Source organism: Dolichospermum circinale AWQC310F (assembly GCF_000426925.1).
GTDB lineage: Bacteria > Cyanobacteriota > Cyanobacteriia > Cyanobacteriales > Nostocaceae > Dolichospermum > Dolichospermum circinale.
The window spans coordinates 61,088-61,764 of the sequence record NZ_KE384678.1 but is presented as its reverse complement, the minus strand read 5'-3'; the positions used below and the strand labels follow the sequence as shown (position 1 = coordinate 61,764).

Sequence of the window (677 nt, the reverse complement as noted above, 5' to 3'; positions counted from 1 at the left end):
GTAGGACAACCCACCCTGGTCTGTGGTTTTGACTCTAATGCTGTAACTGTTTTTGGCTTCAAAGTCAAATACAACGTTGGTTCTAAGTTGATTATTGCTAATGGTAAATAAACTATTATCCGTTGCACCTGTGCCGCTAACTAAGCTATAAGTAAAGGTGTTTCCTGTATCTGGGTCTGTAGTGGTGAGATTACCAACCACTGTACCAATAACTTGGTTTTCTGCAATTGTGCTGGTGGAGAGTGTGAGGTTGGTGGGTGCTTGGTTTAAATCACTGACATTAATAATCTTTAAACCACCGTACTCATCAGCTACATAAGCGTAGCTACCCACTACTTGTACACCAAAAGGTCTGCCATTACCATAATTGACTTTGAGGGTGGGGGTAGTGGGGTTGCTAATATCAATGATTTGTAGTCCTGAATAAGAATCAGCTACATAAGCATAACTACCGACAACTTGCACATCTATAGCATCGCTAGGTGTATCATAATTGCCTTTGAGGGTGGGGTTTGTGGGGTTGCTAATATCAATGATTTGTAGTCCTGCACCACCGTCGGCTACATAAGCGTAGTTACCGACTACTTGCACACCATTAGCACTGTCAGATGTATTATAATTGCCCTTGAGGGTGGGGTTTGTGGGGTTGCTAATATCAATGATTTGTAGTCCTGAAG

General features: G+C 42.2%; 1 protein-coding gene. It reads right to left on the bottom strand.

Annotated features, from left to right (window positions below; translation table 11 throughout):
* Positions 1–677 (bottom strand): cadherin domain-containing protein (locus tag ACIR310F_RS23630; RefSeq protein ID WP_196803199.1); only part of this gene is annotated, 677 nt, incomplete at both ends.